At 60.9% G+C, this 25,104-nt stretch carries 20 protein-coding genes; 18 read left to right on the top strand and 2 right to left on the bottom strand.

The window, feature by feature from the left end; genetic code table 11:
* On the top strand, positions 1-603 hold the full coding sequence (locus ACIGDJ_RS10270) for a DUF924 family protein (RefSeq protein ID WP_312997932.1): 603 nt from the start codon (positions 1-3) through the stop codon (positions 601-603).
* 89 nt (positions 604-692) lie between these two features.
* Here ACIGDJ_RS10270 and ACIGDJ_RS10265 read toward each other — a convergent pair whose 3' ends face one another.
* The gene (locus ACIGDJ_RS10265) at positions 693-2,585 is read right to left on the bottom strand and encodes a methyl-accepting chemotaxis protein (protein WP_312997929.1); all 1,893 of its coding nucleotides are present in this window, start codon (positions 2,583-2,585) and stop codon (positions 693-695) included.
* A 281-nt stretch (positions 2,586-2,866) separates the two neighbouring features.
* On the opposite strand from ACIGDJ_RS10265, the gene ACIGDJ_RS10260 reads away from it, so the two are divergent.
* Together ACIGDJ_RS10260 and ACIGDJ_RS10255 are read left to right on the top strand one after the other, a co-directional pair.
* Positions 2,867-3,121 (top strand): hypothetical protein, encoded by a 255-nt coding sequence (locus tag ACIGDJ_RS10260; RefSeq protein WP_016772095.1) that lies wholly within the window; start codon positions 2,867-2,869, stop codon positions 3,119-3,121.
* Between the two features lie 29 nt (positions 3,122-3,150).
* Positions 3,151-3,720, top strand: coding sequence for a lipocalin family protein (locus tag ACIGDJ_RS10255; protein ID WP_101156732.1), 570 nt, complete (start codon positions 3,151-3,153; stop codon positions 3,718-3,720).
* A 119-nt stretch (positions 3,721-3,839) separates the two neighbouring features.
* Here ACIGDJ_RS10255 and ACIGDJ_RS10250 read toward each other — a convergent pair whose 3' ends face one another.
* Positions 3,840-5,204, bottom strand: a complete 1,365-nt coding sequence (locus ACIGDJ_RS10250) for a formimidoylglutamate deiminase (protein ID WP_101156730.1) — start codon at positions 5,202-5,204, stop codon at positions 3,840-3,842.
* 146 nt (positions 5,205-5,350) lie between these two features.
* Between ACIGDJ_RS10250 and hutC the strand changes: the two genes are divergently transcribed.
* From hutC to mdoH, 15 genes are all read left to right on the top strand, one after another.
* Positions 5,351-6,061 carry a histidine utilization repressor gene (hutC, locus tag ACIGDJ_RS10245; RefSeq protein WP_178081150.1) on the top strand — a complete coding sequence of 237 codons (711 nt, stop codon included), beginning with the start codon at positions 5,351-5,353 and terminating at the stop codon, positions 6,059-6,061.
* On the top strand, positions 6,058-6,630 hold the full coding sequence (locus ACIGDJ_RS10240; protein ID WP_397479461.1) for a HutD family protein: 573 nt from the start codon (positions 6,058-6,060) through the stop codon (positions 6,628-6,630). The genes hutC and ACIGDJ_RS10240 overlap by 4 nt, the downstream gene beginning before the upstream one ends.
* A gap of 445 nt (positions 6,631-7,075) precedes the next feature.
* The gene (gene hutU / locus ACIGDJ_RS10235) at positions 7,076-8,764 is read left to right on the top strand and encodes a urocanate hydratase (RefSeq protein WP_397479462.1); all 1,689 of its coding nucleotides are present in this window, start codon (positions 7,076-7,078) and stop codon (positions 8,762-8,764) included.
* A 141-nt stretch (positions 8,765-8,905) separates the two neighbouring features.
* Entirely contained in the window at positions 8,906-10,378 is a 1,473-nt protein-coding gene (locus tag ACIGDJ_RS10230; RefSeq protein WP_397479463.1) for a purine-cytosine permease family protein, read from the top strand.
* 71 nt (positions 10,379-10,449) lie between these two features.
* Positions 10,450-11,418, top strand: a complete 969-nt coding sequence (locus ACIGDJ_RS10225) for an ABC transporter substrate-binding protein (RefSeq protein WP_397479464.1) — start codon at positions 10,450-10,452, stop codon at positions 11,416-11,418.
* A 69-nt stretch (positions 11,419-11,487) separates the two neighbouring features.
* Positions 11,488-12,339: a proline/glycine betaine ABC transporter permease gene (locus ACIGDJ_RS10220; RefSeq protein WP_101156706.1), complete on the top strand. Its 852-nt coding sequence runs from the start codon at positions 11,488-11,490 to the stop codon at positions 12,337-12,339.
* Positions 12,336-13,166, top strand: coding sequence for a glycine betaine/L-proline ABC transporter ATP-binding protein (locus tag ACIGDJ_RS10215; RefSeq protein ID WP_016772086.1), 831 nt, complete (start codon positions 12,336-12,338; stop codon positions 13,164-13,166). The genes ACIGDJ_RS10220 and ACIGDJ_RS10215 overlap by 4 nt, the downstream gene beginning before the upstream one ends.
* Positions 13,167-13,328: 162 nt before the next feature.
* Positions 13,329-14,852 carry a histidine ammonia-lyase gene (hutH, locus tag ACIGDJ_RS10210; RefSeq protein ID WP_397479465.1) on the top strand — a complete coding sequence of 508 codons (1,524 nt, stop codon included), beginning with the start codon at positions 13,329-13,331 and terminating at the stop codon, positions 14,850-14,852.
* A gap of 116 nt (positions 14,853-14,968) precedes the next feature.
* Entirely contained in the window at positions 14,969-16,501 is a 1,533-nt protein-coding gene (gene hutH, locus ACIGDJ_RS10205) for a histidine ammonia-lyase (RefSeq protein ID WP_397479466.1), read from the top strand.
* A 131-nt stretch (positions 16,502-16,632) separates the two neighbouring features.
* Entirely contained in the window at positions 16,633-17,838 is a 1,206-nt protein-coding gene (gene hutI / locus ACIGDJ_RS10200; RefSeq protein WP_101156698.1) for an imidazolonepropionase, read from the top strand.
* Between the two features lie 10 nt (positions 17,839-17,848).
* The gene (hutG, locus tag ACIGDJ_RS10195) at positions 17,849-18,652 is read left to right on the top strand and encodes an N-formylglutamate deformylase (protein WP_397479467.1); all 804 of its coding nucleotides are present in this window, start codon (positions 17,849-17,851) and stop codon (positions 18,650-18,652) included.
* A 242-nt stretch (positions 18,653-18,894) separates the two neighbouring features.
* Positions 18,895-19,866 (top strand): prolyl aminopeptidase, encoded by a 972-nt coding sequence (pip, locus tag ACIGDJ_RS10190; protein WP_101156690.1) that lies wholly within the window; start codon positions 18,895-18,897, stop codon positions 19,864-19,866.
* Positions 19,863-20,300: a D-aminoacyl-tRNA deacylase gene (gene dtd / locus ACIGDJ_RS10185; protein ID WP_101156687.1), complete on the top strand. Its 438-nt coding sequence runs from the start codon at positions 19,863-19,865 to the stop codon at positions 20,298-20,300. The genes pip and dtd overlap by 4 nt, the downstream gene beginning before the upstream one ends.
* A gap of 350 nt (positions 20,301-20,650) precedes the next feature.
* Positions 20,651-22,432 carry a glucan biosynthesis protein G gene (locus tag ACIGDJ_RS10180; protein ID WP_178081146.1) on the top strand — a complete coding sequence of 594 codons (1,782 nt, stop codon included), beginning with the start codon at positions 20,651-20,653 and terminating at the stop codon, positions 22,430-22,432.
* On the top strand, positions 22,425-24,995 hold the full coding sequence (mdoH, locus tag ACIGDJ_RS10175) for a glucans biosynthesis glucosyltransferase MdoH (RefSeq protein WP_397479468.1): 2,571 nt from the start codon (positions 22,425-22,427) through the stop codon (positions 24,993-24,995). Before ACIGDJ_RS10180 ends, mdoH begins: the two co-directional genes overlap by 8 nt.
* Positions 24,996-25,104 lie beyond the last annotated feature (109 nt).

The raw sequence follows: 25,104 nt of genomic DNA, 5'->3' as shown, positions 1-25,104 counted from the left end.
ATGCACGCGCCCTGGCAGCCGTTGCTCGACTGGTGGTTCGGACACGCCGAATCAGCCAGCGAAGTAGCGGCCGCAAAGGGCAAGTTGTGGTTCGGCAAGCGAAACAGCCAAGACCTCGAAGCGCAGACGCGTTTCGGGGTCTTTGTCGATCAGGCCCTGGCCGGCGAATTGACCGAGTGGACGCAATGTCCCGAAGGCTGGCTGGCGGTGGTGCTGTTGCTCGATCAACTGCCACGCATGATCTATCGCGACACCCCCAAAGCGTTTTCCGGTGATCTGCGCGCACAGAAGCTTGTCGCGCAAGGGGTGGCGGCGGATTTTGATCGGCGCCTGAAGCCGATTCAGCGGGTATTCATTTACCTGGTATTCGAACACTGCGAAAACCTCGCGGTGCAGAACGAAGCCGTTTCCAGATTTATTGGATTGGTGGCTGAGCAGCCAGAGTCGGAGCGGGCAGTGTTTGCCGATAACCTGGACTATGCCGAGCGGCATCGGAAAGTGATTGCGCAGTTTGGAAGATTTCCGCATCGCAATGCGGTGTTGGGGCGGGAGTCCACTGCTGAAGAGTTGGTATTTCTTTCGAAGCCTGGGTCGCGGTTCTGAACGCAGAAAAGATCGCAGCCTTCGACAGCTCCTACATGAGTAACGCGTTCATTCTGTAGGAGCTGCCGAAGGCTGCGATCTTTTGATCTTTATATACGGAAGCTGCCAACCAGCTGCTTGAGACGCGCCGCCTGCTGCTCAAGATCCGAACACGCGCGCAACGTCGCCTGCAAGTTCTCCACGCCTTCCTGATTCAGTGTGTTGATCTCGTTGATATCAACGTTGATCGACTCGACCACGGCCGTTTGTTCCTCGGTCGCAGTGGCCACCGACTGGTTCATGCCGTCGATTTCGCCGATGCGCTGGGTCACGCTGCCCAGGCGCTCGCCGGCCTGATTGGCGATGCCGACGCTGCTTTCGCTCTCGCGCTGGCTCTCGGTCATGATGGTCACCGCTTGGCGCGCGCCGACCTGCAACTCTTCGATCATTTTCTGCACTTGCTGCGCCGAATCCTGGGTGCGGTGCGCGAGGTTGCGCACCTCGTCAGCGACCACGGCGAAACCGCGTCCGGCTTCACCGGCGCGCGCGGCTTCGATGGCAGCGTTGAGCGCGAGCAGGTTGGTCTGTTGGGAAATGCTGGTGATCACCTCGAGAATCTGGCCGATGTTCACCGTGTTGCTGTTCAGCGTTTCGATGTTGCCGCAGGAGTCGCTGATCTTTGCCGACAGCTGTTGCATGGCGTGGATGGTTTTATCCACCACTTGCTGGCCGTCGACCGCGAGGCTGCGCGCATCGCTGGAATGCTGCGAGGCGAGGGCAGCGTTCTGGGCGATTTCCTGGGCGGCGGCGCCGAGCTGATTGATCGCCGCGGCGACGCTGTTGGTGCGGCTGGCCTGCTGGTCGGAGTTGTACATCGACGAGTTCGAGGCAGCGACCACACGCAGGGCGACCTCGTTGACCTGGCCGGTGGCCGACGACACTTCGCGGATCGAAGTGTGAATGCGTTCGACGAAGCGGTTGAACGACGTGCCCAGTGCGCCGAATTCATCGTTGCCATGAATCACCAGACGCTTGGTCAGGTCGCCTTCGCCTTCAGCGATGTCATGCATTGCACGGCCCATGGTCAGCAGCGGCTGCATCAACACACGAATGAGCATGCCGAGCAGGCCGATGATGATCAGCACGGCGATGACCATGGCGATCAGTGCCGAGGTGCGGAATTCGCTGAGCATCGAGAACGCGGTGTCTTTGTCGAGCACCAGCGCCACGTACCAGTCAGCCGACGGCACGCCGTTGACGTGGGTGAAGGAAATCAACTGGGTATTGCCGTCAAACTCGACTTCTTTCAGGCCCGGGCTGACGTGTGGGGCGCCGTTTGGATAAGCCTCGGCGAGGGTCTTGAGCACCAGTTTGCTGTCCGGGTGGATGAGGATCTTGCCTTCGGCGCTGACGATGAATGCGTGCCCGTGGCCGCCGAAGTTCAGCGAGTTGATGATCGCGCTGACGCTGCTCAAATCAATGTCGGCCCCGGCCACGCCGAGCATCTGGCCCTGACGCTGTACCGGGGTGGCGACGGTGATCACCAGTTTGCCTGACGAAGCGGCGATGTACGGTTCGGTGACGATGGTCTGTTGTGCGCTGTTGGCCGCTTTGTACCAGCCACGCGCGCGTGGGTCGTAGTCCGGCGCGCGGTTGCCCGCTGGCACCGAGAACATCACGCCGTCAGCGCCACCGAAGTAGCTGAGCTGGAAATTGCCGGTGTACGCAGGCAGGTCAATGATGCGCTTGAGGCTGGCGGGCGCATTGCCGTCGACGGCGACCTGCTGCGACAGCGATTGCAGCAGTTGGATACGGCTTTCCAGCCAGGTCTGGATGTTGCTGGTGGTCAGGCTGCCCAGCTCCTGCATGGTCGCTTCGGTGCTGCTGCTCAAGGCCTGACGCTGGCGATAGTCGTTGAAAAAGATGAAACAGGCGAACGCAACGGCCACCACAAGGGCGGCAGCCAACAGGATTTTGTGGCTGAATTTCATGTTTCTGGTCATCGAGTGAACTACCGCGAATGGGCTGGTCAGGAAAGGGCGGCAATTTGCCATATTCGGCAGCGTTGCGCTGCTCTTATTTCGACCGCGCCGCGCCAAAGATTAGGCGCGTGTGCGCAAAGTCGACGAAATGCTCGACGGCTTCACAAAGTTTTTGATTTATCGGCAAAAGCCAGACGGGCGGGCTGATAAATAGGCGTTCGCTCACGGAACCAGATGACACTTTGCTCTTCTAAGCTTCTGGTTGGCACCATGCCATCCCCCCTCGTTTCAGGAGTTTCACCATGTCGCTGCGATCTATCGCCCTGCTGTCGTTTTGCGTGCTGTTGGCCGCATGCAGCAAGGTCAATCAGGAAAACTACTCGAAGCTCTCGGCCGGCATGGCCAAGTCCGAAGTGGAAACCCTTCTCGGCAAGCCCACCGATTGCTCGGGCGCGCTCGGTATGTCCAGCTGCACCTGGGGCGACAAGAACAGCTTTATCAGCGTGCAGTACGCCGGTGACAAAGTGCTGATGTTTTCCGGCCAAGGCCTGAAGTAAACCGGGGCTTCGCGCCCACGGAGAAAAAAATGAAGCGGTTATTGCTGATCCTTTTTGCTGGCCTGGTACTGGCTGGCTGCGCCACTTCCGGCGTCGACCCGTTGGCGCCGAAGACCGTCGACAGCGTCAATCTCAAGCGTTATCAAGGCACCTGGTATGAACTGGCACGCTTGCCGATGTACTTCCAGCGCCACTGCGCGCAATCCGAAGCCCACTACAGCCTCAAGCCTGACGGCAACATCGGTGTGCTCAACCGTTGCCTGACCCCGCAGTGGCAGTGGGAAGAAGCCAAAGGCACGGCTTATCCACAGGTGCCGGGCAAGACCGACAAACTCTGGGTCGAATTCGATAACTGGTTCTCGCGCCTGGTGCCGGGCGTGGCGAAGGGCGAGTACTGGGTGTTGTACGTCAGCGACGATTACAAGACCGCCATCGTCGGCGATCCGAGTCGCAAGTACCTGTGGCTGCTGTCACGCACGCCGACCGTCAACGGCGTAGTGCGCGAAGAGCTGCTGAGCAAGGCGCGGCAGCAGGGTTACGACACCACACGCCTGATCTGGCGCGCGTCGGATCGGCAGATGGCGAAGACTTCGAATTAAGCTTCGATACACATCAAATGTGGGAGCGGGCTTGCTCGCGAAGAGGGTGTATCAGTCGAGATGAATATTGACTGATGCACCGCTTTCGCGAGCAAGCCCGCTCCCACAGTCGTTTTGGGTCAGCCTAAAAGATCGCGCAAAACCTGGGTGAAGGCTCGGGCGCTATCCTCTTCGCCGGCATGCCGGCCATCGCGCACCACCCACTGGCCATTGACCAGCACATCACGCACTTGCCGATCGCCACCGGCGAACAGCCAGCGATTCAGAATCCCGTCCCCCGAAGCCGTCGCCAGATACGGATCGTTGCCGTCAAGCACGATCCAGTCCGCGCGCTTGCCGATTTCCAACGCACCAATCGGCTGCCCCAGCGCCTGCGCGCCGCCGTCCAGCGCCGCGTCATACAGGGTGCGACCGACCATCGGTTGCTGCGCGCCATACAAGCGATTGCGCCGCTGATCGCGCAGGCGCTGGCCATATTCCAGCCAGCGCAACTCTTCCACCACGCTCAGCGAGACATGGCTGTCGGAGCCAATACCCATGCGCCCGCCCTGGGCGAGAAAATCCACCGCCGGGAAAATCCCGTCGCCAAGATTCGCCTCAGTGGTCAGACACAACCCGGCGATTGCGCGACTGTCGGCCATCAGCGTGACCTCTTCGGAATTGGCGTGCGTCGCATGGACCAGGCACCAACGCTGATCGACTTCGATGTTCTCGTACAGCCATTGCAACGGACGACGACCGCTCCAGCTCAGGCAGTCGTCGACTTCCTTTTGCTGTTCGGCGATGTGGATATGCACCGGGCAGTGTTTGTCACTGGCCGCCAACACCTCGCTGATCTGCTGCGGGGTGACTGCGCGAAGCGAATGGAAACACAGACCCAGCGACTGCGCTTTTTGCTGCGCCAGTAACGGCTGCAAACGCGCTTGCAGATTCAGATAGTTTTCAGTGCTGTTGATAAAGCGACGCTGGCCATCGTTTGGCATCTGGCCACCGAAACCGGAATGGCTGTAGAGCACCGGCAGCAGGGTCAGACCAATGCCGCTTTCGCTGGCGGCCTGGCTGATGCGCACCGCCAGCTCGGCCGGATCGGCGTAAGGCTGGCCGTTGCTGTCGTGGTGCACGTAGTGAAATTCGGCGACCGAGGTGTAACCGGCCTTGAGCATTTCGATGTACAGCTGACGGGCAATGATGCCGAGCTGGTCGGGGCTGATTTTTCCGACGAGGCGATACATCAGATCGCGCCAGGTCCAGAAACTGTCGTTGGGGTTGCCGGCCACCTCGGCCAATCCAGCCATGGCGCGTTGGAAGGCGTGGGAGTGCAGATTCGGCATCCCAGGCAGCAACGGCCCGCAGAGCCGTTCGGCGCCGTCTGCAGTGGAATCGGCCTGGATTCGAGTCAACAGGCCGTCGGCACTGACGTCGAGACGTACATTGTTGGCCCATCCATCAGGCAGCAGCGCGCGTTCGGCAAAGAAGGCGGACATCGTTCGGCACCCCATCGTGTGTAATTTGTATATACATATACAGACGTTTGCCTGCCCGGTAAACTCCGGCAAGCTAGTCACTTTCATCCAATGAACAGGGATCAACCGTGCCGACTCCGCCTCCAGTTTCTCCGTTGGCCGCGAACATGGGCGACAGTCCGGCGCCCTTGTACGCCCGCGTCAAACAGATGATCACCCAGCAGATCGACAGCGGTAACTGGCCGCCGCACTACCGCGTGCCGTCCGAAAGCGAACTGGTCAGCCAGCTCGGCTTCAGCCGCATGACCATCAACCGCGCCCTGCGCGAGATGACCGCCGACGGCCTGCTGGTGCGCATGCAGGGTGTCGGCACTTTCGTTGCTGAACCGAAGAGCCAGTCTGCGCTGTTTGAAGTACACAACATCGCCGATGAAATCGCCTCGCGCGGCCATCGCCACACCTGCCAGGTCATCACCCTGGAAGAAGAGGCCGCCGGCTCCGAGCGCGCGTTGGCACTGGACATGCGCGAAGGGCAGAAGGTCTTCCACTCGCTGATCGTGCATTACGAAAACGACATTGCTGTGCAAATCGAAGACCGTTTCGTCAACGCCCTGGTCGCGCCGGAATACCTCAAGCAGGACTTCACCCTGCAAACGCCCTACGCCTATCTCAATCAGGTTGCGCCGCTGACCGAGGGCGAGCACGTGGTCGAGGCGATTCTCGCTGAGCCGTCCGAGTGCAAATTGCTGCAGATTGAAAAGGGTGAGCCGTGCCTGCTGATTCGTCGCCGCACGTGGTCGGGGCGGCAGCCGGTGACCGCGGCGCGACTGATTCACCCGGGTTCGCGCCATCGTCTGGAAGGGCGGTTCCATAAATGAATTTCGAACTGAAGGTTCTGCGCGCCACAGGCTACCCGCGCATGCCGTGGAAAAACGGCGGCGGCAGCACCGAAGAAATCACCCGTGACGCCGGTGCAGGGCTCGACGGTTTCGGCTGGCGCCTGTCGATTGCCGACATTGCCGAATCCGGCGGTTTTTCGATGTTCGCCGGTTATCAGCGGGTCATCACCGTGTTGCAAGGTGACGGCATGATCCTGTGCGTCGACGGTGACGATACCCGCCCACTGTTACCGCTCGACCCGTATGCCTTCAGCGGCGAAAGTCAGGTGTCTTGCACGCTGCTGGGCGGTGCGATTCGCGACTTCAATCTGATCTACGCGCCGCAGCGTTACAGCGCGCGGTTGCACTGGCTGGAGGGTGAGCAGCGGTTTTTCAGCTCGGCATCGACGGTGCTGGTGTTCAGTGTCAGTGACTTGCTCCAAGTGCGGGTTGGTGACGGCGCGTCTAAATTGGGGCGGCATGATTGTTTGCAACTGGACGGTAATTCGGGGCTTGTTGAAGTCTGCGTTGATGCTGGCTGTTGTGTCGTTGAACTGACTGCACGCTGATTCGAAAATCCAAAAGATCGCAGCCTTCGGCAGCTCCTACAGTGGGATTGAGTACACCCTGCAGGAGCCGCCGAAGGCTGCGATCTTTTGATTTTGGTTGTTCCCAAAATCCGCACCAACTTGTTACCGAACGCCCCAGCGTGGCGCAAAACCACGTTCGCTTGGCCATATCGCATCGCCTCGTAATACCCATCCAGAAAATTTCATCCACGCCAGAACCCGCGACTCAGGCGCTCTCCAGCCTTGCCTGTGATTTTTCCTGAACGCCCATTCAGCGAGTTGGCCGCTTGATTGCATATGCTTGTATGTACAAGTAAAGACGTATGCGTATGAGTCGTCCGAGACTCTCCGCAGCGTCCACTGATTCGCTTGTCGCGCATCGAGGCGCGCAGGCTGCTGCCCACTGCCAGGGTTGGTTTGAATTGATCGCTGAGGAGTCTTTTTCGTGACTGACAATACCCAGAACAGCAACAAGTTTCGTGATGTGCAGATCCGCGCCGCCCGCGGTAACACGCTGACCGCCAAGAGCTGGCTGACCGAAGCGCCGCTGCGCATGCTGATGAACAACCTCGACCCGGAGGTCGCCGAGAATCCGAAAGAGCTGGTGGTTTACGGTGGCATCGGTCGCGCCGCGCGTAACTGGGAGTGCTACGACAAAATCGTCGAGAGCCTGACCAACCTGAACGACGACGAAACCCTGCTGGTGCAATCGGGCAAACCCGTGGGCGTGTTCAAGACTCACGCCAACGCGCCACGCGTGCTGATCGCCAACTCCAACCTGGTGCCGCACTGGGCGAGCTGGGAGCATTTCAATGAACTCGACGCCAAAGGCCTGGCCATGTACGGCCAGATGACCGCCGGCAGCTGGATCTACATCGGCAGCCAGGGCATCGTTCAGGGCACCTACGAAACCTTCGTCGAGGCCGGTCGCCAGCATTACAACGCTGACCTCAAGGGTCGCTGGGTGCTCACCGCCGGCCTCGGTGGCATGGGCGGCGCGCAGCCGTTGGCCGCGACACTGGCCGGCGCCTGCTCGCTGAACATCGAATGCCAGCAGGTGAGCATCGACTTCCGTCTGAAAAGCCGTTACGTCGACGAGCAGGCCAAAGACCTCGACGACGCCCTGGCGCGTATCGACAAATACACCAAAGAAGGCAAAGCGATCTCCATCGCTCTGCTGGGTAACGCCGCAGAAATCCTCCCGGAACTGGTCAAGCGTGGCGTGCGCCCGGACATGGTCACCGACCAGACCAGCGCCCACGACCCGCTCAACGGTTACCTGCCGGCGGGCTGGAGCTGGGACGAATATCGCGCTCGCGCCAAGACCGAACCGGCCGCTGTGATCAAAGCCGCCAAGCAATCGATGGCGGTGCATGTGAAAGCCATGCTGGAGTTCCAGAAACAAGGCATTCCGACCTTCGACTACGGCAACAACATCCGTCAGATGGCTCAGGAAGAAGGCGTCGAAAACGCTTTCGATTTCCCGGGCTTCGTGCCGGCCTATATCCGTCCGCTGTTCTGCCGTGGCATCGGCCCGTTCCGCTGGGCGGCGCTGTCGGGTGATCCCCAGGACATCTACAAAACCGACGCCAAGGTCAAAGAGCTGATCCCCGACGATGCGCACCTGCACAACTGGCTGGACATGGCCCGCGAGCGCATCAGCTTCCAGGGTCTGCCGGCACGTATCTGCTGGGTCGGTCTGGGCCAGCGCGCCAAGCTCGGTCTGGCCTTCAACGAAATGGTCCGTAGCGGTGAGCTGTCGGCGCCGGTAGTGATCGGTCGCGACCACCTCGACTCCGGCTCGGTTGCCAGCCCGAACCGCGAAACCGAATCGATGCAGGACGGTTCCGACGCCGTCTCCGACTGGCCGCTGCTCAACGCGCTGCTGAACACCGCCAGCGGCGCGACCTGGGTGTCGCTGCACCACGGCGGCGGCGTCGGCATGGGCTTCTCGCAGCATTCGGGGATGGTGATTGTCTGCGACGGCACGGACGAAGCCGCCGAGCGCATTGCTCGCGTGCTGCACAACGACCCGGCGACCGGCGTCATGCGCCATGCCGATGCCGGTTACCAGATAGCGATCGACTGCGCGAAAGAGCAGGGGCTGAATCTGCCGATGGTCACCGGTAAATAACGCAAAAGCACTGTAGGAGCTGCCGAAGGCTGCGATCTTTTGATGTTGATTTTTAAGATCAAGAGATCGCAGCCTCGTTTCACTCGACAGCTCCTACAGGTGTGCGAACCAACCCAAATAACAATCCACAGAGGTTGAATCATGGCGGTTAACAACGAACGTGCAGGCAGTACACCGTTGATCGAAAGGCGTTCGATCGACTACATCCCGGAAGCGGAAAGACACGGTCGTCTGTTCAGTCAGTTCACCCTGTGGATGGGCGCGAATTTGCAGATTACCGCGATCGTCACCGGGGCCCTGGCCGTGGTGCTGGGCGGTGATGTGTTCTGGTCGTTGATCGGTCTGCTGATCGGGCAATTGCTCGGCGGTGGCGTGATGGCGCTGCATGCTGCGCAAGGGCCGAAACTCGGTCTGCCACAGATGATCTCCAGTCGCGTGCAATTCGGCGTTTATGGCGCGGCGATTCCCATCGTGCTGGTGTGCCTGATGTACCTGGGCTTCACGGCTACCGGGACGGTGCTCTCCGGGCAAGCGCTGGGTCAGTTGTTCGGTGTCAGCGACAGCGTTGGCATCCTGATTTTCGCCAGTGTCATCGTGCTGGTCACAGTGCTTGGCTATCGCGTGATCCACTGGATCGGCCGCGTCGCCAGTGTCATTGGCGTGATCGCTTTCGTGTTCCTGTTCTGGCGGTTGATGAGCCAGACCGACGTCGGCGCGCTCCTGCAGATCCGCCACTTCAGCTGGAGCAGCTTCCTCTTGGCGGTATCGCTGGCGGCGTCCTGGCAGATCGCTTTCGGCCCGTACGTGGCGGACTACTCGCGCTACCTGCCGAGCGCCACTTCATCGGTGAAAACCTTCTTCGCCGCCGGTGCCGGTTCGGTGATCGGCGCCCAGGTGGCGATGATTCTCGGCGTGTTTGCCGCCGCATCGGCCAACGGTCAATTCGCCGGTCATGAGGTCGCCTACATCGTCGGCCTCGGCGGTACCGGCGCCACCGCCGCGCTGCTGTATTTCAGCATCGCGTTCGGCAAGGTGACCATTTCGACGCTCAACTCCTACGGCAGCTTCATGTGCATCGCCACCGTCATCAGTGGCTTCAAAGGGCACCTGACGGTGACTCGTATGCAGCGGCTGGTGTTCGTGCTGTTCATTGTCGGCGCGGCGACGCTGATTGCCCTGCTCGGGCAACACTCGTTCCTCGGTGCGTTCAAGTCGTTCATCCTGTTTCTGCTCGCCTTCTTTACGCCGTGGAGCGCGATCAACCTGGTCGACTACTACTGCATCACCCGCGAGCGCTACGACGTGCCGGCGCTGGCCGATCCAAACGGTCGATACGGCCGCTGGAACCTGCTCGGCATCAGCGTTTATGTGTTCGGCGTGCTGGTGCAGTTGCCGTTCATCTCGACCAAGTTCTACACCGGGCCGCTGGTCGCCGCTCTCGGTGACGTGGATATCTCCTGGATCATCGGTCTCTTGCTGCCGGCCGTCGTCTATTACCTCTGCGCGAAAAAGTGGCACAGCGCAGTGCCCGATCGCCTGATTCTGCCGGTCGAGCAGAACAGCACCCAACAAGCAAAAACGAGCGGGTCCGGCCGCGCTGCGGCGCAGGCCTGATCTGGACGTGGACCAGGCTGGATGCCTCTTGAACTGCCGTAAGCCCATTCATGATTAGGAGCGTCACGACAATGAAATCGAACAAGACCCTGCTGACCACATTGCTTTCCATGGGCCTGTTGGCCAGTGCCGGTGCGACGCAAGCCGCCGGCTGGTGCGAATCGGGCAAACCGGTGAAGTTCGCCGGGCTGAACTGGGAGAGCGGCATGCTCCTGACCGACGTGCTGCAAGTGGTGCTGGAGAAAGGTTACGGCTGCAAGACCGACAGTCTGCCGGGCAATTCCATCACCATGGAAAACGCCCTGAGCAGCAACGACATTCAAGTGTTCGCCGAAGAGTGGGTCGGCCGCAGCGAGGTCTGGAACAAGGCCGAGAAGGCCGGCAAAGTCGTTGGTGTCGGCGCACCGGTAGTCGGCGCGGTCGAAGGCTGGTACGTGCCGCGTTACGTGATCGAAGGCGACGCCAAGCGCAAGCTTGAGGCGAAAGCCCCGGACCTGAAAAACATCGCTGATCTGGGCAAGTATTCCGCCGTGTTCAAGGACGCTGAAGAGCCATCCAAGGGCCGTTTCTATAATTGCCCGGCCGGCTGGACCTGCGAGCTCGACAACAGCGAAATGCTCAAGAGCTATGGCCTCGAAAACAGCTACACAAACTTCCGTCCGGGCACCGGCCCTGCGCTGGATGCAGCGGTGCTGTCGAGTTACAAGCGTGGCGAGCCGATCCTTTTCTACTACTGGTCGCCAACCCCGCTGATGGGCCAGATCGATGCGGTCAAACTGGAAGAGAAACCTGGCGTCGACAAGACCGTGAGCATCAAGGTCGGCCTGTCGAAAACCTTTCACGACGAAGCTCCAGAGCTGGTCGCCGTGCTGGAGAAAGTCAACCTGCCGATCGACTTGCTCAACCAGAACCTCGGGCGCATGGCCAAGGAACGTATCGAGTCGGCAAAACTGGCGAAAATCTTCCTCAAGGAACATCCTGAAGTCTGGCATGCGTGGGTCAGTGCAGACGCAGCCAGGAAAATCGACGCGGCCTTGTAGGTCAGGATTCCCCGGCTGCCAGCTACGGCAGCCGGACGCTGATCGCAACCCCTTGATTGAGAGTCCCTTATGTTTCCCGAAAGCTTTACCTTTTCCATCGCCGACTGGGTCAACGGTTGGGTCGATTCGCTGGTGACCAATTACGGCGACGTATTCCGCCACATCTCCGACACGCTGCTGTGGGCCATCGTCAGTCTCGAAGGCCTGCTGCGTGCGGCGCCGTGGTGGCTGATGCTGGCGATTGTCGGTGTGATCGCCTGGCACGCCACGCGCAAAGTCGTCACCACCGCCGTGATTGTCGGTTTGTTGTTTCTGGTGGGCGCGGTCGGTCTCTGGGACAAACTCATGCAGACCCTGGCGCTGATGATGGTCGCGACGATCATTTCAGTGCTGATCGGCATTCCGCTCGGGATCCTCTCGGCGCGCAGCAATCGCTTGCGTTCGGTGCTGATGCCGCTGCTCGACATCATGCAGACCATGCCGAGTTTCGTTTACCTGATTCCGGTGCTGATGCTCTTCGGCCTGGGCAAGGTGCCGGCGATTTTCGCCACGGTGATCTACGCCGCACCGCCGCTGATTCGTCTGACCGATCTGGGTATTCGCCAGGTCGATGGTGAAGTGATGGAGGCGATCAACGCCTTTGGCGCCAACCGCTGGCAGCAACTGTTCGGCGTGCAACTGCCACTGGCGCTGCCAAGCATCATGGCCGGGATCAACCAGACCACGATGATGGCCCTGTCGATGGTGGTGATCGCCTCGATGATCGGCGCCCGTGGCCTGGGTGAAGACGTGCTGGTGGGCATTCAGACCCTCAACGTCGGTCGTGGTCTGGAGGCCGGGCTGGCGATCGTGATTCTCGCTGTGGTCATCGACCGCATTACTCAAGCCTACGGTCGGCCACGCCACGAGGTGAACAAATGAGCAACGCAAGCGTGAGCAAGATCGAAGTGCGCAACGTCTTCAAGATTTTCGGCAACCGCGCCAAGGATGCGCTGGCCATGGTCGGCCAGGGCAAGAGCAAGGATCAGGTGCTCAACGAAACCGGTTGCGTGGTCGGCGTGAACGACTTGTCGCTGAGCATCGGCACCGGCGAAATCTTTGTGATCATGGGCCTGTCCGGCTCGGGCAAATCCACCCTGGTGCGCCACTTCAATCGCCTGATCGATCCCACCAGCGGGGCGATTCTGGTTGATGGCGAGGACATCCTGCAGTACGACATGGACGCCCTGCGCGAATTTCGCCGACACAAGATCAGCATGGTGTTCCAGAGTTTCGGCCTGCTGCCGCACAAAACCGTACTCGATAACGTCGCCTATGGTTTGAAAGTGCGTGGCGAGAGCAAGCAGGTCTGCGCCGAACGCGCGCTGCACTGGATCAACACCGTCGGCCTCAAAGGTTACGAAAACAAATACCCGCACCAGCTCTCCGGCGGCATGCGTCAGCGCGTCGGCCTGGCCCGCGCTTTGGCGGCGGACACCGACATCATTCTGATGGACGAAGCCTTCAGTGCACTCGACCCGCTGATCCGTGCCGAGATGCAGGACCAATTGCTGGAGCTGCAAAAGACCCTGCACAAAACCATCGTCTTCATCACCCACGACCTCGATGAGGCGGTGCGCATTGGTAACCGCATCGCGATTCTCAAGGATGGCCGGTTGATTCAGGTCGGCACGCCGAGAGAGATCCTGCATTCGCCGGCGGATGAGTATGTTGACCGGTTTGTGCAGCGGCGGGCGGCGGTGGTTTAAAGAGATTTGCGGTGATAGTGCCGGCCTCTTCGCGATCAAGCCCGCTCCCACATGTGTTCGGCGTTGTGTCGAAAATTTGTGAACACCACAAATCTAATGTGGGAGCGGGCTTGCTCGCGAAGGCGGCGGTGAAGCTGCATCGATATTTGGATGAGGTTAAAGATGTCCCAGGCTGAAAAAATCATCATCACTGGCGACCACCTGCATTGGCAGGAGGTGGTCGCTGTCGCCCGTCACGGTGCGCCGCTGGAATTGTCCAGCGACACGTGGGCGCGCATCGACAACGCTCAGGCCATCGTCCAGCGCATCGTCGCCAGCGGCGAGCGCGCCTATGGCGTCAACACCGGTCTGGGCGGCCTGTCCAACGTTTCGCTGCAAGACGAACAGCTCAGCCAGCTCTCGCGCAACACCTTGCTCAGCCATGCCTGCGGGGTTGGCCCGGTCCTGAGTGATGAGCAGACCCGCGCAATCATCTGCGCCGCGGTCCACAACTACAGCCACGGCAAATCCGGCCTGCATCGGCGCGTAGTCGAAGGGCTGCTGGCGCTGCTCAATAGCGGTATCACCCCGCAGGTGCCGTCGCAAGGTTCGGTGGGTTACCTGACGCACATGGCGCACATCGGTATCGCGCTGCTGGGCGTGGGCAATGTCAGCTATCGCGGGCAGATCATTTCGGCGCAACAGGCGTTGGCCGAAGAAGGCCTGGAGCCCATGCATTTGGGGGCAAAAGACGGTTTGTGTCTGGTCAATGGCACGCCGTGCATGACCGGTCTCAGTTGCCTGGCGATTGCCGATGCAACGCGCCTGCTGCAATGGGCCGATGTCATCGGTGCGATGAGTTTCGAAGCCCAGCGCGGCCAGATCGATGCGTTCGATGCCGAGATCATCGCGCTCAAGCCGCATCCGGGCATGCAGCAGGTCGGCCACAACCTGCGCGCCTTGCTCGATGGCAGCGAAGTGATCGCCGCGAGCAAGGGCATTCGCACGCAGGACGCGCTGAGCATCCGCTCTATCCCGCAGGTGCACGGCGCGGCGCGTGATCAACTGCAGCATGCGATCAATCAGGTCGAAGCCGAACTCAATGGCTGCACGGACAATCCGCTATTGCTCGGCACGCCGGACAATTTCCGGGTGATGTCGCAGGCCAACCCGCACGGCCAGTCGGTGGCGATGGCGGCTGATCTGCTGGCGATTGCCATGGCTGAAATCGGCTCGATTGCCGAGCGTCGTCTCGATCGCCTCGTCAACCCGCACGTCAGCGGTCTGCCGGCGTTTCTGGTGGCCAATCCGGGGGTCAATTCCGGAATGATGATCGTGCAGTACGTCGCCGCTTCGCTGTGTGCGGAAAACCGCCAGTTGGCGCAACCGGCGGTACTCGACAACTACATCACCTCGGGCCTGCAGGAAGATCACCTGAGCATGGGCACTAACGCTGCGCTGAAGCTGCATCGCGCGCTGGAAAACTGCACGCAGATCCTCGCCATCGAATACCTGCTGGCGGCGCAGGCGCTGGAATTCCTCAAGGAGCAGCGCTTTGGCGTGGGCACTGACCGCGCCTGGCGCCTGCTGCGCGAAACGGTCCCTGCTTACGATGAGGATCGCTGGCTGGCGCCGGATATCGCTGCCGCTGCGACCGTGTTGAAAGACCCGAATCTGCTGCACAACGTTCTACCGAATCTGCACTGACAACTACCCATACCAGCGTGCCAAGGCGTGGATCGTTCACAAGACGAAAAACGACGGATAACGGAATGCTCCGGAGCGACTGGTAGTTAATAACAATGCCTAACAGGAGCATTTTAATGACTGCGCTGAACCTGATCCCCGGCCAACTGAGCCTGGCCCAACTGCGTGACGTCTACCAGAACCCGGTCACCTTGACCCTCGACAACAGCGCCGGTGCGCAGATCGAGGCCAGCGTTGCCTGCGTCGAGCAGATCCTCGCCGAGAATCGCACCGCCTACGGCATCAACACCGGTTTCGGCCTGCTGGCCTCGACGCGCATCGCCAGTGAAGACCTGGAAAACCTCCAGCGTTCGCTGGTGCTCTCGCACGCTGCCGGCGTCGGCCAGCCGATCAGCGATGAGCTGGTGCGACTGATCATGGTGCTCAAGGTCAACAGCCTCAGCCGCGGTTTTTCCGGCATCCGTCGGCAGGTGATCGATGCGCTGATTGCGCTGATCAATGCCCGGGTCTATCCGCATATTCCGCTGAAAGGTTCGGTCGGTGCGTCGGGCGATCTGGCGCCGCTCGCGCACATGTCGCTGGTGCTGCTGGGCGAGGGCAAGGCGCGCTACAAGGGCGAATGGCTTGAAGCCACCGAAGCACTGAAAGTCGCCGGCCTGACGCCGCTGACTTTAGCGGCTAAAGAAGGTCTGGCGCTGCTCAACGGCACTCAGGTTTCCACGGCATTTGCCCTGCGCGGTTTGTTCGAAGGTGAAGACCTGTTTGCCGGTGCCCTGGCGCTCGGCAGTCTCACCGTAGAAGCCGTGCTCGGCTCGCGCTCGCCGTTCGACGCGCGCATTCATGCAGCGCGTGGGCAGAAAGGTCAGATCGATGCCGCTGCGGCTTATCGCGATCTGCTCGACGAGCGCAGCGAAGTCTGCGCCTCGCACCAGAATTGCGACAAGGTCCAGGACCCGTACTCGCTGCGCTGCCAGCCGCAAGTCATGGGCGCCTGCCTGACCCAGTTCCGTCAGGCCGCTGAAGTGCTGGCGGTCGAAGCCAACGCGGTTTCCGACAACCCTTTGGTATTCGCCGCTGAAGGCGACGTGATTTCCGGCGGTAACTTCCACGCCGAGCCGGTGGCCATGGCCGCTGACAACATGGCCTTGGCCATCGCTGAAATCGGCTCGCTGAGCGAACGGCGCATCTCGCTGATGATGGACAAGCACATGTCGCAACTGCCGCCGTTCCTGGTGGCCAATGGCGGGGTGAACTCCGGTTTCATGATCGCCCAGGTGACCGCTGCGGCACTGGCCAGCGAAAACAAGGCGTTGTCCCATCCGCATTCGGTAGACAGCCTGCCGACCTCGGCCAACCAGGAAGACCATGTGTCGATGGCCCCGGCGGCGGGCAAGCGTCTCTGGGAAATGGCAGAAAATACCCGTGGGATTCTCGCCGTGGAATGGCTGGCGGCGGTGCAGGGGCTGGATCTGCGCAATGGGCTGAAAACCTCGCCGAAGCTGGAACAGGCGCGGGCGATCTTGCGCAAGGAAGTGCCGTTCTATGAGAAGGATCGGTTCTTTGCGCCGGACATCAATGCGGCGACTGAGTTGCTGGCGTCGCGGTGTCTGACCGAGTTGGTGCCGGCGAAGCTTTTGCCGAGCCTTTAACCCTACCCACTGATCGTTCCCACGCTCTTCGTGGGAATGCCTCAAGGGACGCTCCGCGTCCAGTGACGCGGAGCGTCACGGGCTGCATTCCTTTGCTGCGCGTGGGAACGATCACTATAAGAGGAACCGGGATGAAAACCCTCTGGCAACACTGCCAAGTCGCAACCATGGCCAACGGCGCCTATTCGATCATCGAGGATGCCGCGATCGTGACGTCCGGCACGCTGATCGAATGGATCGGCCCGCGCGCTCAATTGCCGTCCGGCGAATTTTCGGCGGTCAATGACCTGCAAGGTGCTTGGGTCACCCCCGGTCTGATCGACTGCCACACCCACACCGTATTCGGCGGCAACCGCAGCGGTGAGTTCGAGCAGCGTCTGCAAGGCGTCAGCTATGCCGAGATCGCCGCGCAGGGCGGCGGCATCGCCAGCACTGTGCGCGCAACCCGTGAAGCGAGCGAAGACGAGCTGTTCGCCAGCGCCGCCAAACGTCTGAAAAGCCTGATGCGCGACGGCGTGACCACGGTGGAAATGAAATCCGGCTACGGTCTCGATCTGGCCAACGAACGCAAGCTGCTGCGGGTCATCCGGCGCCTGGCCGAAGAGCTGCCGATAAGCGTGCGCAGCACTTGCCTGGCGGCGCACGCGTTGCCGCCGGAGTACAAGGATCGCGCCGACGATTACATCGATCTGGTCTGCGAGCAGATGCTCCCGGCCCTTGCCGCCGAAGGTTTGATCGATGCCGTGGACGCGTTCTGCGAATACCTGGCGTTTTCGCCGGAGCAGGTCGAGCGGGTCTTCGTCGCCGCGCAACAACTCGGACTGCCAGTGAAACTCCACGCCGAGCAACTGTCCTCGCTGCACGGCTCCAGCCTCGCCGCACGTTACAAAGCCTTATCCGCCGATCACCTGGAGTTCATGGACGAGGACGATGCCATCGCCATGGCCGCTGCCGACACCGTCGCCGTGTTGCTGCCGGGCGCGTTCTATTTCCTGCGCGAAACCCAATTGCCGCCGATGGATGCGCTGCGCAAGCACAAGGTGAAGATTGCCATCGCCAGCGACCTCAACCCCGGCACCTCGCCGGCGCTGTCGTTGCGCCTGATGCTGAACATGGCTTGCACCTGTTTGCGCATGACCCCGGAAGAAGCTCTGGCCGGGGCGACCATCCATGCCGCGCAGGCGCTGGGCATGGCGCAGACCCATGGCTCGCTGGAGGTTGGCAAGGTCGCTGATTTCGTGGCGTGGGACATCGAGCGTCCGGCGGATCTGGCCTATTGGCTCGGTGGCGATCTGGACAAGCGCGTCGTGCGTCACGGCGTTGAATCGAATTTCTAGGAGGGCGGTTGTGGACAAGGTTCTGAGTTTCAAACAAGGTCGCGTGCCGCTGCTGATCAGCATGCCCCACGCCGGTGTGCGTCTGACCCCGGCGGTTGAAGCCGGGCTGATCCCGGCGGCGAAGAGCCTGCCGGACACTGACTGGCATATTCCGCAGCTCTACGACTTTGCCGAGGAGCTGGGCGCCAGCACCCTGGCGGCTGAGTATTCGCGCTTCGTCATCGACCTCAACCGGCCGTCCGACGACAAGCCGTTGTATGCCGGGGCGACCACCGGGTTGTATCCGGCAACGTTGTTCGACGGTATTCCGTTGTTTCAGCAAGGTCTGGAACCGTCGAAAGAGGAACGTGTGACTTACCTGGAGCAGATCTGGACGCCTTACCATCGCACCTTGCAGCAAGAGCTGGCGCGACTGAAAGCCGCATTCGGCTACGCGCTGCTGTTCGATGCGCACTCGATCCGCTCGATCATCCCGCACCTGTTCGACGGCAAGCTGCCGGACTTCAACCTCGGCACCTTCAATGGCGCCAGTTGTGACCCGCAACTGGCGACTCAACTGGAAGCGATCTGCGCGCAGCACGCGCAGTTCACCCATGTGCTCAACGGTCGGTTCAAGGGCGGGCACATCACCCGCCAGTACGGCGATCCGGCGCAAAACATCCACGCTGTGCAGCTGGAACTGTGCCAGTCCACCTACATGGAAGAGTTCGAACCGTTCCGCTACCGCGCCGACCTGGCCGAGCCGACGCGGGTGGTGCTCAGGGAATTGCTGCAGGGCTATCTGGCCTGGGCAAAATCTCACTACAGCGCCTAACCCCTGTGGGAGCGGGCTTGCTCGCGAAGGCGGTGTATCAGTCACTGTTCATGTCGACTGACACGGACCCTTCGCGAGCAAGCCCGCTCTCACAGGTCGATGCATTTGATCGTTCCCACGCTCCGCGCGGGAACGATCAGGCCCCGGGGCATGCTCATTGACGCAAATCGGGTTTATGATGCCCAACGGCAGAATAATACGAGTCCCCCCAGGGATGACCTCGACCCCTTACGGAGCGCGCAATGCAGACTTTGTTTCCGCAGATCAAACCCCACGCCCGGCACGATCTGGCTGTCGATGACACCCATACGCTGTACGTCGATGAAAGCGGCTCGCCGGAGGGATTAGCGGTCGTGTTCATTCATGGTGGCCCAGGCGCCGGCTGCGACGCCCAGAGCCGGCGCTATTTCGATCCGAATCTGTATCGCATCGTCACCTTCGACCAGCGCGGCTGCGGTCGCTCCACCCCGCACGCCAGCCTGGAAAACAACACCACTTGGGATCTGGTCGAGGATCTGGAGCGCATTCGCAAGCACCTTGGCATCGAAAAATGGGTGCTGTTCGGCGGCTCGTGGGGTTCGACCCTGGCCCTGGCGTACGCACAAACCCACCCGGAACGGGTCCACGGTCTGATTCTGCGCGGGATCTTTCTCTGCCGTCCGCAGGAAATCGAATGGTTCTATCAGGCCGGCGCCAGCCGCCTGTTCCCCGATTACTGGCAGGACTACATCGCGCCGATCCCGCTGGACGAACGCGACGACCTGCTCAGCGCTTTCCACAAACGCCTGATCGGCAACGACCAGATCGCCCAGATGCATGCGGCGAAAGCATGGTCGACCTGGGAGGGGCGTACCGCGACCCTGCGGCCGAACCCGCTGGTGGTCGATCGTTTCTCCGAGCCGCAGCGCGCACTGTCGATCGCGCGGATCGAGTGTCACTACTTCACCAACAATGCGTTCCTTGAGCCAAACCAGTTGATCCGCGACATGGGCAAGATCGCCCACCTGCCCGGCGTGATCATCCATGGCCGCTACGATGTGATCTGCCCGCTCGACAACGCCTGGGAATTGCATCAGGCCTGGCCGAACAGCGAATTGCAGGTCATCCGAGACGCCGGCCACGCCGCATCCGAGCCGGGCATCACCGATGCGCTGGTGCGCGCCGCGAGCAAAATGGCCCAGCGCCTGCTCGACCTGCCGCTCGAAGAAGCATGAAGGCGCTGTTGCAACGCGTACGCGGTGCGCGGGTAGAGGTCGCCGGCGAGGTAGTCGGCGCGGTCGATCAGGGTTTGCTCGTGCTGGTGGCGGTAGAACCCGACGACACGCCTACCAGCGCCGACAAACTTCTGCATAAGCTGCTTAACTATCGGGTATTCAGTGATGCCGAGGGCAAGATGAATCTGTCCCTGGCGGATGTGGGTGGCGGGTTGCTGCTGGTCTCTCAGTTCACCCTCGCCGCCGATACCAAAAGCGGCCTGCGTCCGAGCTTTTCCACGGCCGCACCGCCGGCGCTGGGTGAGGAATTGTTCGACTATCTATTAAGCAAAGCGAAACAGATGCATGGCACTGTGGCATCAGGTAGATTCGGCGCCGATATGCAGGTGCACTTGGTCAACGACGGCCCGGTAACCTTCCTGTTACAGACCTGACAGTGCCTGAAACACCTTTTTCGGAAATTTCGACTGTTTTTAGGCTGTTTTCGCGATAAATACTTTGTTACCCCTGATGCGTTGTCATCCGGGCTACTAGATAATCGCGCGCTGCGGGGATCGACATTCGTTGATCCGTTTTGACTTAGGTAGAGACTTGTCTGGATCCGATTGGGGAATCATTTTGCCCCGGCGGAGTCGGAACATTGCTCGCCAACTTGGCAAGGGTGCCCTGAAAGGTCGGTTTTTTACTGCCGAAAACCCTACAGGCACTTCATCTGGCCGTTGGTTTATTGATCTGTTTTCGGCGAGGGTTGCTCGTGATTGTTAGTCCCTGTAATGCAGCAAAAATGTCTGCCAAACGCATGCGAAGTGCTCTGGTAGCGGGTTCGGCGCTCCTGTGCCTGCTCAGCGCCGGTCAGCTTTGGGCGTTCAATCTTGACGACGTATCGGCCAAGGCCAAAGAGCTGGCCGGGCAGAAGTTCGAAGCCCCGCGCAGCAACCTGCCGAACGAATTTCGCGAAATGAAGTTCGCGGACTATCAGAAGATCCGCTTCCTCACCGAAAAGGCTGAGTGGGCCGATCAGAAGACGCCGTTCAAGCTCTCCTTCTATCACCAGGGTATGCATTTCGATACGCCGGTGAAAATCAACGAAATCACCGCGAATACTGTCTCGGAGATCAAATACGATCCGAGCCGCTTCGATTTCGGCGACCTGAAATTTGATCCGAAAGCCACTGAACAACTGGGCTACGCCGGTTTCCGTGTGCTGTACCCGATCAACAAGGCCGACAAGCAAGACGAAATCATGACCATGCTGGGCGCGAGCTATTTCCGCGTCGTCGGCAAAGGGCATACCTACGGTCTGTCGGCCCGTGGTCTGGCGATCGATACCGCGCTGCCGTCGGGCGAAGAATTCCCGCGTTTTCGCGAATTCTGGATTCAGCAGCCCAAGCCTGGCGACAAGCACCTGGTGATCTTCGCTCTGCTCGATTCGCCGCGCGCCACCGGTGCCTACCGCCTGATCCTGCGTCCGGGCAGCGACACCATCGTCGACGTCAAGGCGCAGATGTTCCTGCGTGACAAGGTCGGCAAACTGGGCATCGCGCCGCTGACCAGCATGTTCCTGTTCGGCGCCAACCAGCCGTCGAAAGTCCTCAACTACCGTCGTGAACTGCACGACTCCAGCGGTCTGTCGATCCATGCCGGCAACGGCGAGTGGATCTGGCGTCCACTGAACAACCCGAAACATCTGGCCGTGAGCAACTTCAGCGTCGAGAACCCGCGTGGTTTCGGTCTGCTGCAGCGTGGCCGTGACTTCAGCCACTACGAAGACCTCGACGACCGCTACGACAAGCGCCCAAGCGCCTGGATCGAGCCGAAGGGCGAGTGGGGCAAGGGCACTGTCGATCTGGTAGAGATTCCGACCGCTGACGAAACCAACGACAACATCGTTGCGTTCTGGAGCCCGGAAAAAATGCCGGAGCCAGGCCAGCCGCTGGACTTCGCCTACCGCATGCACTGGACCATGGACGAAGCAGCGATCCACGCGCCGGACAGCGCCTGGGTGGCACAGACTCTGCGTTCGACCGGTGACGTCAAGCAATCGAACCTGATCCGTCAGCCGGATGGCAGCGTTGCCTATCTTGTCGACTTCGAAGGCCCGTCACTGGCAGCCCTGACGCCGGATGCCGACGTGCGCAGTCAGGTCAGCGTTGGCGACAACGCCGAGCTGGTCGAGAACAGCGTGCGCTACAACCCGGAAACCAAGGGCTGGCGCCTGACTCTGCGGATGAAGATCAAGGATCCGAGCAAGGCAACCGAAATGCGCGCCGCCCTGGTTCAGCCTGTCGTGACAGCCGATCTGGGCAAATCCGTGCCGGCCTCCAACTCGTCGGTCGCCAAGGCTGACAAGGTGGCCGCCAAGCAACAGGAAAAACTCGACAAGGAAGCCAAGGCCGCCGAAGCCAGACAGGCTGAAGCCAAGCCTGCCGCCGATGCCAAGGACCAGGCCAACAAAGACGCCAAGCAGCCAGTCGCTGCCGACGCGGCCCCAGCCACACCGGAATCGGCACCGACTGAAGAAGTCCTGACCGAGACCTGGAGCTATCAGTTGCCTGCCGATGAGTAACTCTCAAGTACAGCCAGAGACTCTGTCCGAGTATCTGGCGCATCTGCCGATGACCGACGAGCAACGCGCGGAACTCGCGGGTTGCCGGTCGTTCAGCGAGCTGCATGAACGCCTGTCGTCCTCGACATTCGACGCTCCTGCCGAAGCCGCCCAGGCTTCGGTGGGCAAGCGTCTGACCCTGAGCACGGCCGAAGAACTGGCCGAAGCGGAAATGCTGGTGCTCGACGCCAGTGGTCGGGTCAGCCTCAAGGCCACGCCGCCGATCCACCGTACCAAGGTTGTGCCTGAACCATGGCGCACCAATATTCTGGTGCGTGGCTGGCGCCGTCTGACCGGGCGCACCAACCCGCCGCAGCCGCCGAAGGACGCCAATGTACTGCCGGCCGCACGCTGGCGCACCGTCGGTTCGATCCGCCGCTACATTCTGTTGCTGCTGATGCTCGGCCAGACCATCGTCGCCGGCTGGTACATGAAAGGGATCATGCCGTACCAGGGCTGGTCGTTCGTCGATCTGGAAGAAGTTCTGCATCAGCCGCTGCTGCAAACCGCCACGCAAGTGCTGCCGTACGCGCTGCAAACCAGCATCCTGATCCTGTTCGGGATTCTGTTCTGCTGGGTCTCGGCCGGTTTCTGGACCGCGCTGATGGGCTTCCTCGAGTTGCTCACCGGTCACGATAAATACCGTATCTCCGGGAAAAGCGCCGGTAACGAGCCGATCCCGAAAGATGCGCGTACTGCGCTGGTGATGCCGATCTGCAACGAAGACGTACCGCGGGTATTCGCCGGTCTGCGGGCGACGTTCGAATCGGTGGCCGCGACCGGTGATCTGGATCGCTTCGACTTCTTCGTTCTCAGTGACAGTAACGACACCGATATCTGCGTCGCCGAGCAACAGGCCTGGCTGGATGTCTGCCGTGAAGCCAAGGGCTTCGGCAAGATTTTCTATCGTCGCCGTCGCCGGCGTGTGAAACGCAAGAGTGGCAACCTCGACGACTTCTGCCGTCGTTGGGGCGGTGACTACAAATACATGGTGGTGCTCGATGCCGACTCGGTGATGAGCGGCGAGTGCCTGACCAGTCTGGTGCGTTTGATGGAAGCCACGCCGGACGCCGGGATCATCCAGACCGCGCCGCGTGCCTCGGGCATGGATACGCTGTATGCACGCATGCAGCAGTTCGCGACCCGCGTGTATGGCCCGCTGTTCACGGCCGGTCTGCACTTCTGGCAGTTGGGTGAATCCCACTACTGGGGTCACAACGCGATCATCCGCATGAAGCCGTTCATCGACCACTGCGCCTTGGCGCCGTTGCCGGGCAAAGGTGCGTTCTCCGGTGCGATCCTGTCCCACGACTTCGTTGAAGCTGCGCTGATGCGCCGTGCCGGTTGGGGCGTGTGGATTGCCTACGACCTGCCGGGCAGTTACGAAGAGTTGCCGCCGAACCTGCTCGACGAACTCAAGCGTGACCGGCGCTGGTGCCACGGCAACCTGATGAACTTCCGCCTGTTCCTGGTCAAGGGCATGCACCCGGTGCACCGCGCGGTGTTCCTGACCGGCGTGATGTCGTACCTTTCGGCGCCGTTGTGGTTCTTCTTCCTGGTGTTGTCGACCGCGCTGCTGGCGGTGAACACGCTGATGGAGCCGCAGTACTTCCTCGAACCGCGTCAGCTTTATCCGCTGTGGCCACAATGGCACCCGGACAAGGCCATCGCGCTGTTCTCGACGACCATCGTGCTGCTGTTCCTGCCGAAACTGCTGAGCATCATCCTGATCTGGGCCAAGGGCGCCAAAGAGTTCGGCGGCAAGTTCAAGGTGACCCTGTCGATGCTGCTGGAGATGTTGTTCTCCATGCTGCTGGCGCCGGTGCGGATGATTTTCCACACCCGCTTCGTCCTCGCCGCGTTCCTCGGCTGGGCTGCGACCTGGAACTCGCCGCAACGTGATGACGACTCTACGCCGTGGAGCGAAGCGGTCAAGCGCCACGGGCCGCAGACGTTGCTGGGCTTTCTCTGGGCATTGTTGGTGATCTGGCTGAACCCGAGCTTCCTCTGGTGGCTGGTGCCGATCGTCGGTTCGCTGATGCTGTCGATCCCGGTGTCGGTGATCTCCAGTCGTGTCGGCCTTGGTCTGAAGACCCGTGACGAGAGCCTGTTCCTCATCCCTGAGGAATACAATCCGCCACAGGCGCTGCTGGCAACCGACCAGTACACCCACGAAAACCGTTACCACGCACTGAATGACGGCTTCGTCCGCGCAGTGGTCGATCCGCAGCAGAACGCCCTGGCGTGCTCGCTGGCGACCTCCCGCCACGGTCAGGCCGAGCCGATCGAATGGCTGCGCCAGGAACGTGTGCGTCACGCGATCAAGGTCGGCCCGGCCGGGCTGAACAACCATGATCGCCTGCAACTGCTGAGCGACCCGGTGGCGCTGGCACGCCTGCACGAGCAAGTCTGGGCCGAAGGTCACGCCGAGTGGCTGGATGCCTGGCGCGCTTCGATGAAAGCCGATCCGCATGCGCCGCTGCTGCCCTTGCGGCCGGTCAGCATGCAGGCCCAGCCGGCCTGATGAGAAAACCCCGCTGAGTCAGCGGGGTTTTTTTATGTCCGCTGTTGATCCGCGAACAAATCCCGATCAGAACTTGTACAAAAAAAACCGGTGCATAGCATTCGTCGCC

Origin of the sequence: Pseudomonas sp. NPDC079367, assembly GCF_044542195.1 — a bacterium.
Lineage (GTDB): Bacteria > Pseudomonadota > Gammaproteobacteria > Pseudomonadales > Pseudomonadaceae > Aquipseudomonas.
Note: the sequence above shows the minus strand (reverse complement) of the source record. Positions and strands in the feature narration are given on the sequence as shown.

What these genes read in the sequence shown, in the direction of transcription:
- ACIGDJ_RS10270 (WP_312997932.1), top strand. Translation starts at nt 1, where the DNA reads ATGCACGCGCCCTGGCAGCCGTTGCTCGACTGGTGGTTCGGACACGCC.
- ACIGDJ_RS10265 (WP_312997929.1), bottom strand. Translation starts at nt 2,585, where the DNA reads ATGACCAGAAACATGAAATTCAGCCACAAAATCCTGTTGGCTGCCGCC.
- ACIGDJ_RS10260 (WP_016772095.1), top strand. Translation starts at nt 2,867, where the DNA reads ATGTCGCTGCGATCTATCGCCCTGCTGTCGTTTTGCGTGCTGTTGGCC.
- ACIGDJ_RS10255 (WP_101156732.1), top strand. Translation starts at nt 3,151, where the DNA reads ATGAAGCGGTTATTGCTGATCCTTTTTGCTGGCCTGGTACTGGCTGGC.
- ACIGDJ_RS10250 (WP_101156730.1), bottom strand. Translation starts at nt 5,204, where the DNA reads ATGTCCGCCTTCTTTGCCGAACGCGCGCTGCTGCCTGATGGATGGGCC.
- hutC (WP_178081150.1), top strand. Translation starts at nt 5,351, where the DNA reads ATGGGCGACAGTCCGGCGCCCTTGTACGCCCGCGTCAAACAGATGATC.
- ACIGDJ_RS10240 (WP_397479461.1), top strand. Translation starts at nt 6,058, where the DNA reads ATGAATTTCGAACTGAAGGTTCTGCGCGCCACAGGCTACCCGCGCATG.
- ACIGDJ_RS10230 (WP_397479463.1), top strand. Translation starts at nt 8,906, where the DNA reads ATGGCGGTTAACAACGAACGTGCAGGCAGTACACCGTTGATCGAAAGG.
- ACIGDJ_RS10225 (WP_397479464.1), top strand. Translation starts at nt 10,450, where the DNA reads ATGAAATCGAACAAGACCCTGCTGACCACATTGCTTTCCATGGGCCTG.
- ACIGDJ_RS10220 (WP_101156706.1), top strand. Translation starts at nt 11,488, where the DNA reads ATGTTTCCCGAAAGCTTTACCTTTTCCATCGCCGACTGGGTCAACGGT.
- ACIGDJ_RS10215 (WP_016772086.1), top strand. Translation starts at nt 12,336, where the DNA reads ATGAGCAACGCAAGCGTGAGCAAGATCGAAGTGCGCAACGTCTTCAAG.
- hutH (WP_397479465.1), top strand. Translation starts at nt 13,329, where the DNA reads ATGTCCCAGGCTGAAAAAATCATCATCACTGGCGACCACCTGCATTGG.
- hutH (WP_397479466.1), top strand. Translation starts at nt 14,969, where the DNA reads ATGACTGCGCTGAACCTGATCCCCGGCCAACTGAGCCTGGCCCAACTG.
- hutI (WP_101156698.1), top strand. Translation starts at nt 16,633, where the DNA reads ATGAAAACCCTCTGGCAACACTGCCAAGTCGCAACCATGGCCAACGGC.
- pip (WP_101156690.1), top strand. Translation starts at nt 18,895, where the DNA reads ATGCAGACTTTGTTTCCGCAGATCAAACCCCACGCCCGGCACGATCTG.
- dtd (WP_101156687.1), top strand. Translation starts at nt 19,863, where the DNA reads ATGAAGGCGCTGTTGCAACGCGTACGCGGTGCGCGGGTAGAGGTCGCC.
- ACIGDJ_RS10180 (WP_178081146.1), top strand. Translation starts at nt 20,651, where the DNA reads ATGTCTGCCAAACGCATGCGAAGTGCTCTGGTAGCGGGTTCGGCGCTC.
- mdoH (WP_397479468.1), top strand. Translation starts at nt 22,425, where the DNA reads ATGAGTAACTCTCAAGTACAGCCAGAGACTCTGTCCGAGTATCTGGCG.